The following is an 8172-nucleotide window of genomic DNA, read 5'->3' as shown; positions in this document are numbered from 1 at the left end:
AAGCATATTTCTGGTCTTAGTGAAATAGAAAAAAAAGAGAGATATTCTGATCATTTAAATAAATGGACAGAAGAAAATCAGCTGCTCCAGCCTAAAAAGTCTTTTGCAAAACTTGACGAACCGAACATCACTGTTAAACAACGAAAACTTAATGATCAAATTTCAAATATAGATCATCAAATTTCTGAAATATCACGCAGAGAAACTGAGTATCAAGAGTATGTACGCGATCAAAGACTGGAGATCATAAATAGTTATATATTTGAAGAAGATAACTATGGAAATAAATACTTTAGTCCTCAAAATGGTGAAAAACAAAAGCGACTATATGCAGAAGAAATGGAAGATCTAAAAATCCAAGAATTGCATGCGGCTTTTACAAAAAAAATTGAGACCGAAGCGCAGCAAGAGTTTTCCCAAAAAATAGCAATACAGCTCGAAAACGACCGAAAAGATCGTGAATCTAGAGAACAGCAGTTACGTAAAGAACGAGAGCAACAAGAACAACGCTATGCACAAGAACGAGAGCAACAAGAACATTTGGCATTTTTAAGACGCCAAGAACAAGAAAAACAGCAGAGAAATGAGCCTAAAAAGCCAGAAAATGACAATAACCATGACTACACGCCTTAGCAATCCCATTTAAGCGCAAAAAAACGGGGGTTTTAGCGACTTTTGATAGAAATACAGTAAAACTATAGTTGATAAAAATAAAATCGCTTAGAACGCAAATGAGAGCCTTTTAGCGAGTGTCTACGAGCGACACAACGAAAGGTTGCTTATTCCCCCTCTGAAAAACCGTTTTTTATTGAATTACTGGGGACAGTGATTAGCGAGTGTCTACGAGCGAAGTATTGATGCTTTTGCTCGTCAAAAAGCATGAGCATAGCGAATGCATTATTCATGTTTTGCTTTTTGAATCCTTGATCATATATGCAAAAAACTGCCCCCACGAAGCGAGTGAAACGAGCTTCAATAGAGTACGAGCTTTAGCGAGTACCAAGGGCAGTTTTAATAACTCACTTTGGAAATAAATTCCCTTTTATTCTTTTAAAAAGCTTTTAAAAGCTTTTAGACCCTCTGAAAACCTTATGCAGCAATAGTTTCAAGCGTTAAAAGGGTACAAATAGCATGATAAAGGGTACAAATAGCATGATTTTATCGTTTAAAAGGGTACAAATAGCATGATTAAAGGGTACAAATAGCATGATAAAGGGTACAAATAAATTATTGTACCCTTATGTTTATTGGTGTACATTGTTTTCTCATAAGGGTACAAAAATCATGTTCATTTTTTATAAGGTTTGATATCTGAATGAATAAAGAAAATAGTTATGATAAATCTTATCCAGTAACAACAATGGCTATTCAAAACAAAGTTACTGAATGCTTTAAAAGCATGTCTGTAGATGAAAAAAGAATTTTAATTATGGCTTCTCCGATTGCTAGAAATATCGATGCAAGTGAACAAGATCAAATCTTAATATCTGCTCAACAATTTGCTGATGACTGTGGTATCAAAGTCAATTCTGCTTATAAACAAATTGAAAATGCGTCAAAAAAACTAGTAGATCGGTCCTTTTCATACGTTAATGATAGGGGGAAAAAGGTCTACTCTAACTGGGTAATTGATGCTACTTATGAAGATGCAGGGATATCTTTAAGGTTTACATCTATTGTTTTGGTGATGTTGAAAATTTTAGATAAATACAATCCATACACTCGTTATAAAAAAGATGTAGTTCTAAAATTAAAAAAAGACTACTCAATAGACTTTTACCATTTAGCGAAAAAAAATCAGGCAAAAAATGGCTTTGAATTAACGCTAGATGAAATGTTTACAGAGTTTGGTTTACCAGAATCTTATAGAGATTTGAGGAACTTAAAACGAAGAGTTTTGAAGAGCTCATTAGATGAAATTAATGAATTTACCGATGTAACAGTTGACTATAGTCCAGTTAAAAAAGGACGTTCTGTTGTCGGCTTTAAGTTCACTGTGAAAGAAAAATCTAAGCCAAAATTAATAGCTCCTGAGCGAGATCCAAAAACAATAGATATATTCTGCAACCTGTCTGATGCTCAAATTAACAAGTACAGTGCTATTTTATCTAAACTTTCTGAGCTATCAGACCTAAGTAACTTCCAGGACTATCCTAGTTTTGCCCTTTGGATTAGTGGCATCTTACGAGATCCGAAAAGTGTAAGAGAGGAAACAGCAAAGCGGATTTTTAAAGCTCTTCATAGCAAGACGGATTTTAAACCATGAAAACTAGAGCTGAATTAGATGCAATGAGCCATCAAGAACTCAAAGACTATGAGCAAAGTTTACTTGCTCTGTGGACACCAAGAATGGCTATTGAAAGTGACATTGAAAGGTTAAGCACTAATCGCAACGAATTATTAGAAATTTTTAATCAATTAAAAAATCCTGATGCTCCTGAAAATGAGCGTTTAAAAAATTCTATTTTATCGCTCAAATATAAGATTGAAGATTTAGAAGATAAATTGGATGATCTTATTCAAGATAATCGCTTAAATCGTGCAGATTGAATTATTCAGTTTATTTAATTAAAACCGTGAAACATTGATCAAAGAATAGGCGTGGAACGTGAATAGTCACAAAAAAGCCGTTCCAGTGCGCTGAACCCTGGAACGTCTTAGTATAAGTTTATGATTTATATCGAATAAAAAACAGTATTTCGTATAAGGTGTATTATGTTAATTTTAGAAATTCTAAAAAAGGGATAGTTTTTAACTATCCCTTTATCTTGTAAAAATTATCTTAGTAATAATACTGGTTTTGTAGAACTTGATAACAATTTGGTCGTCGTACTACCAATAAAAAACTGGCGTATCTTTGAATGACCATATGCACCAATCACAATCATATCAATAACGTTTTTTTCTTGATAATCCAATATAGATTTCTCAACATCACCTTCAAGCACACTATCAATGACATCAAAACCATTATTTGCAAGTAGCTCTTTTGCCCAAGTGACTTGTGATGTCATATCACTATTTGGCTTACCAACATATACCACATGAGCTGTCAGGGTTTTTAATAAAGGGCTATTTGCAATTTTGTCTACACAAATACGTGCAGTAGGACTTCCATCAAAAGCAATTAAAAATGACTGAGGTGGACTAAACGGTGAGGATGTGATTAACACGGGTTTATGAAGAGCACGAACAACATTTTCAATATGGGTTCCAACTTTACTGGAATTGTGCTCGGTTTCAGTTCCATGCTTACCCATAACAAGAACTCGAATATCCTCTTCCATTCCCATGATTGTTTCTAAAAGACTGCCATGGCGTTGAAAGCTTTGAGCATCAATAGAGAACTTCTCCAATAGATAGTTTTTTGCTTCCCGAAGAAGAATTTGGCCATGCTCTAGCTCAATTTTCCCCTTACGTTCTTCCAGTTCAACCAACTCGTTTAGCAAGGTTTCTCGACTTCCTAGACCAATTGCACCACTTAAATCTTGTGGTGCTTTCGCTTTTGGCTTATCAATGACATGCAATAACTGAAGAGGTGAATTCAATTTATCGCTAAACCAAGCTGCATAATCACAAACGGTATTTGTTGCTAATGATCCATCAATACATGCAATAATTTTTGACATAATTCATCCCTCTTAGTGGCTATTTAAGCGATCTAAAGCATCTGGCTTATCATGGATACCAAACTTATCGACTAACGTTTTACTGGCTTCATTCATTCCAATCAGTTCGACTTCTGTTCCTTCACGTCTAAACTTAATGACCACTTTATCTACGGCAGCGACCGCAGACACATCCCAAAAGTGAGCCTGACTAACATCAATCACAACTTTTGAAAGTGCTTCTTTGAAATCAAATGCAGACGTAAATTTATCTGCCGAGCTGAAGAACACTTGACCCGTCACCGTATAAGTACGGGTACTTTCAGGTTCATTAAATTCGGACTGAATTGCCATGTAGCGTTCAATTTTGTTAGCAAAAAATAATGCAGAAAGAAGAACACCGACTAATACGCCATAAGCCAGGTTATGTGTGGCAACAACCACAACCACTGTCGCTATCATTACGATATTGCTAGAGAAGGGATATTGGCGAATATTGCGCAGTGAATCCCAGTTAAATGTTCCGATTGAAACCATGATCATTACGGCAACCAGTGCAGCCATTGGAATGACTTTGAGCCAGTCACTGATAAACACCACCATAATTAACAGGAAGACCCCCGCACTAAAGGTAGATAAACGGGTACGACCACCAGATTTCACATTAATAATTGATTGACCGATCATGGCACAGCCTGCCATTCCGCCTAAGAAGCCTGAAGCGACATTGGCAACGCCTTGTCCTTTACACTCACGGTTTTTATCACTGGTGGTATCTGTTAAATCGTCGACAATCGTTGCTGTCATCATAGATTCAAGCAAACCGACGGCTGCTAATCCCAGTGAATAAGGCAAAATAATAGCTAAAGTTTCAAGATTTAAAGGAATATCAGGAAGCAAGAAAATTGGAAGAGTATCTGGTAATTGCCCCATATCACCTACGGTTCTTACATCTAAACCAATGAACAAGGCAAAGAGCGTGAGGAGTACAATACAGATGAGGGGAGAGGGTAAAAGCTTGCCTATTACTGGGATATAGGGGAATAGATAAATAATGGCTAAACCACCAATTGTCATCGCATAGACATGCCATGTCACATTGGTGAGTTCAGGCAATTGGGCCATAAAAATTAGAATAGCCAAGGCATTCACAAAGCCAATCACAACCGACTTTGACACAAAGCGCATCAATGCACCTAATTTTAGATAGCCTGCTAGGATTTGAATAAATCCTGTCAAAATTGTGGCTGCTAATAAGTATTGCAGACCATGCTCTTTAACCAGTGTGACCATTAATAAAGCCATAGCACCAGTTGCAGCAGAAATCATCCCTGGACGACCGCCTACGAAAGAAATCACCACGGCAATACAGAATGAAGCATATAACCCTACCTTAGGGTCGACACCTGCAATAATTGAAAAGGCAATTGCTTCAGGAATTAGAGCCAAAGCAACAACAATACCCGCAAGAACATCCCCGCGAATATTGGAGAACCATTGTTCTCGAATAGTGGATAACATGAAAATAGCCTATTTTTTTAAATTTTAAGAAAGGCTAGTGATGTGATATATACGACACACAAGCTACTACACCACATCACTAGACAGTGATGAGTTATTTACTGATTTAAGAGGTAAATAAACTTATGGTGGCGTAAGTGTCATATTAAGAAAGATATCTATTTTGGAGGATTTCGGGGGCAATCATAGCAGCTAGCCCCTTTTCTATCCACCCTAAACGCAGTACTGAAGTAAAAGCTAAGAATTATCATAGATAATTTTAGAATTGATTTATGCCCATTTAACATAATGGCGGTTATACGAAATAAAAAAAAAACCTAGGCATTAGCCTAGGTCTTAAATTTTAAAAAACACATAAAAATTAAGGCTATAGTCTCAATTTTCAACTTCACATAACGTGTATTCTATTAATTTTAAGAACTCTTAATTATGCCTCTAAAATATCGATTAGCTGTTCCTTAGTTAAAGTATAAGGCTTACCAAGCTCTTGCCATTTAGCAATCATTCGTTCATATACATGAACTTTAGCTGAATGAGAGTTTCTGTTGCCTGCTTGGATCACATCAACATAGCGATTATCTTTTTCCAGAGCATCAACAAAACTCATAAACTCAGGCTCATTATTCCCATCAAAACCAGGGAACTTTACTTGAGTATCTGAAATACCACTTTTATCAGATAATCGACTGTAAGTATCACCAATTAGTTCATAGACCTGTAGGATATCTAAAACAAGGTCAGCATCTTCCGATGGTAAGTTTTCAGAGAAGTAATCAAAACTTTGAGAGTATAGCCACTCATGACCATCTCGTAGCTGTTCAGCTAACTTAAAGTGATAATCCGAATTATCCGTATTTAAATGACCTAAAATTTCATGCTGATTAGCTAGAAATAAACGCTCTTTATCTGTTAATTCAATTTTCATTTGTTCATCTTATAAAGTATTGGAACTCTATATATCTATTTATTATTTTATTTTTCAAGGTATTATCCCTATTAATTTCACTTAATTTATATTCCTTGTTTTAGCTTTCGAACAAATGGACATCCATCTCTACCATATCCTCCAAAATCAGGACGTTCAGGGAAAAACCATTGTTGACCATTCCAATCAACGTCATGAGTAGTAGGTTTTTGTGGATTGAATACAACTTTACATACTCCAAAAGGAGAGTTACTAGGATAAATATTCATAACAACGCAGTTACGATTACCTACCCTTATCCAATCATATGGTTTAATTTCTGGATGTTTCATGGCACTTTACCCCTTATTAGATACTTACTTTTAAAAATAATCTTTTAAATATTAAATATATATGAAAAAATGCTTTACTATTTAGTATATGCTATCTAGTATATTAATTAGATACCGCTTCGCCTCTGTCAACATTCTTGACATATATATATCGAGTTATCGATATATTGCCTACTAAGCGGTTTTTTTTCGTCTGGAGAAAAGTTCCTTGTTGATCCCATACAACAAAAGCTATCTAACATTAGATCAACAAATTGAAAAACTTAAAGTCAATGGACTGATCATTCATAATGAAAATTACGCTAAAAAATGTTTAATCAGTTACAACTATTATCGACTTAGTGCTTATTGGCATTTATTCAGACAACGAGATCCAAATGATAGTACTAAAAAGTTAGGTAAATTCGAATCAGGTCATACTTTTGAAGAAGTTATACAAATTTATGAGTTCGACTATCAATTACGTAAACTAATTTTTGAAGCAATTACTGATATAGAAACATTTCTAAGAACTCAGGTCGCCTACCATATACCGGGTATCAACAATGATGCATTCGCTATGTATGATCAATCACTGTTCTACATGCGATCACGTAGAAATTTGAAAGGTATCGACTATCAGGGGTTGATGAAAGGTATCAACACTGAAATATCCCGTGCTAAAGGCGAAGACTTTATTAGTCACTTTAAGAATACTTATAATGATACTTATGATGACCACCCAAAACTACCATTTTGGGTGCTAACTGAAATTGTGAGTTTCGGCACTTTAAGAAAAATTTACAAACACCTTAAATCATCACATAAGCATTTAATAAGTGATAGTTTCAATATTGGTACGACATCATCAAGTTCACCATCTCCATACATTCATATAGATAAGGAAAACTTAAACAGTCATTTATTCTTAATTAATAAATATCGTAATGTTTGTGCTCATCATGGCAGGCTTTGGAATAGAAAAGTTAAGGATGTACTTACTGCTGATGCTGCTACAGAACTACAAATATCTGACCATACAAATGGTGGGCTGTATGCCCTAATTATTGTCATTGCTAGATTACTAGAGCCTACAGGTCACGCTAAAGATTGGAAAGATTCAATATATTGTCTTTTAGAAAAAAACTTTCCGTTAGGAGATATCACAAAGTTTACAACACTCCCCTTGGACTGGCATAAGCATCCAATTTGGAAATAACCAAACCCCGATAAATATCAGTTTTTTTATTAATATGCTTTACATTTTTTGAGATTATTTAACATAAAATCTCTTATGCGAAATTTAGGTCTTATCCCAAATAAATCCATTAAAAAGATCTTTATCTTTCTGCTTATTTTCTTCGGTCTTATTTTCCGTATTTAAAAATTGCTCAAAATCGGCTAATTGCTGTTTAAACGATTCATCATTTTTTAATTTATTTAAAGCCCAAGCTCCCAGTAGAATTTTACGTCTCGTATCATCTTTACGTTGCTGATCAGAAACTTTCTTTTTTTCACGAGCAGCAATAGCTTGTTTTTGTGCTTTTAGTTGTCTTAATCGTTCTTCTTGCTTTGCAATTTTTTGCTCTAAAGTTTCAACACTCATACCATCACCATCTCAAGGAATCCCCCTCAAGCATAGGTCTGTTTGAATTGAAATTCAAGACAGCCCATGCTATCGTGGTTTTCCCGAAGGGCGCACTTAGCCATTGGATTTCATCCAATGGTGCGACAAGGGGTAAATCCCCTTTGTAATCCCCTGACCAACATATACATGTTGGTAATTTCGATAAATCGAAATAAAGAG

General features: G+C 35.2%; 8 protein-coding genes and 1 pseudogene. 4 read left to right on the top strand and 5 right to left on the bottom strand.

All coding sequences use genetic code 11. From position 1 onward, the window contains the following. The 3 genes and pseudogenes from ACPUEY_RS13755 to ACPUEY_RS13745 all read left to right on the top strand — a co-directional run. Positions 1-633, top strand: a pseudogene (locus tag ACPUEY_RS13755) (mobilization protein (MobL-like)); the annotation flags it as partial. Between the two features lie 682 nt (positions 634-1315). After that, positions 1316-2266 (top strand): replication initiation protein, encoded by a 951-nt coding sequence (locus ACPUEY_RS13750; protein ID WP_004728629.1) that lies wholly within the window; start codon positions 1316-1318, stop codon positions 2264-2266. Continuing rightward, positions 2263-2550 carry a hypothetical protein gene (locus tag ACPUEY_RS13745; protein WP_004728627.1) on the top strand — a complete coding sequence of 96 codons (288 nt, stop codon included), beginning with the start codon at positions 2263-2265 and terminating at the stop codon, positions 2548-2550. Before ACPUEY_RS13750 ends, ACPUEY_RS13745 begins: the two co-directional genes overlap by 4 nt. Positions 2551-2777: 227 nt before the next feature. Here ACPUEY_RS13745 and ACPUEY_RS13740 read toward each other — a convergent pair whose 3' ends face one another. From ACPUEY_RS13740 to ACPUEY_RS13725, 4 genes are all read right to left on the bottom strand, one after another. Further along, positions 2778-3629, bottom strand: a complete 852-nt coding sequence (locus ACPUEY_RS13740; protein ID WP_002115246.1) for a universal stress protein — start codon at positions 3627-3629, stop codon at positions 2778-2780. Between the two features lie 12 nt (positions 3630-3641). After that, on the bottom strand, positions 3642-5129 hold the full coding sequence (locus ACPUEY_RS13735) for a SulP family inorganic anion transporter (protein WP_005146104.1): 1488 nt from the start codon (positions 5127-5129) through the stop codon (positions 3642-3644). Between the two features lie 427 nt (positions 5130-5556). Continuing rightward, positions 5557-6054, bottom strand: a complete 498-nt coding sequence (locus ACPUEY_RS13730; RefSeq protein WP_018680090.1) for a YfbU family protein — start codon at positions 6052-6054, stop codon at positions 5557-5559. A gap of 86 nt (positions 6055-6140) precedes the next feature. Then, positions 6141-6386, bottom strand: coding sequence for a hypothetical protein (locus tag ACPUEY_RS13725; RefSeq protein WP_018680089.1), 246 nt, complete (start codon positions 6384-6386; stop codon positions 6141-6143). Positions 6387-6594: 208 nt separating this feature from the next. Between ACPUEY_RS13725 and ACPUEY_RS13720 the strand changes: the two genes are divergently transcribed. After that, the gene (locus tag ACPUEY_RS13720) at positions 6595-7584 is read left to right on the top strand and encodes an Abi family protein (protein ID WP_018680088.1); all 990 of its coding nucleotides are present in this window, start codon (positions 6595-6597) and stop codon (positions 7582-7584) included. Positions 7585-7668: 84 nt separating this feature from the next. On the opposite strand, the gene ACPUEY_RS13715 is transcribed toward ACPUEY_RS13720, so the two are convergent. Continuing rightward, the gene (locus ACPUEY_RS13715) at positions 7669-7971 is read right to left on the bottom strand and encodes a hypothetical protein (protein ID WP_018680087.1); all 303 of its coding nucleotides are present in this window, start codon (positions 7969-7971) and stop codon (positions 7669-7671) included. Positions 7972-8172: the final 201 nt, after the last annotated feature.

Origin of the sequence: Acinetobacter sp. G11, from assembly GCF_049808495.1 — a bacterium.
Taxonomy (GTDB): Bacteria; Pseudomonadota; Gammaproteobacteria; order Pseudomonadales; family Moraxellaceae; genus Acinetobacter; species Acinetobacter kookii.
Note: the sequence above shows the minus strand (reverse complement) of the source record. Positions and strands in the feature narration are given on the sequence as shown.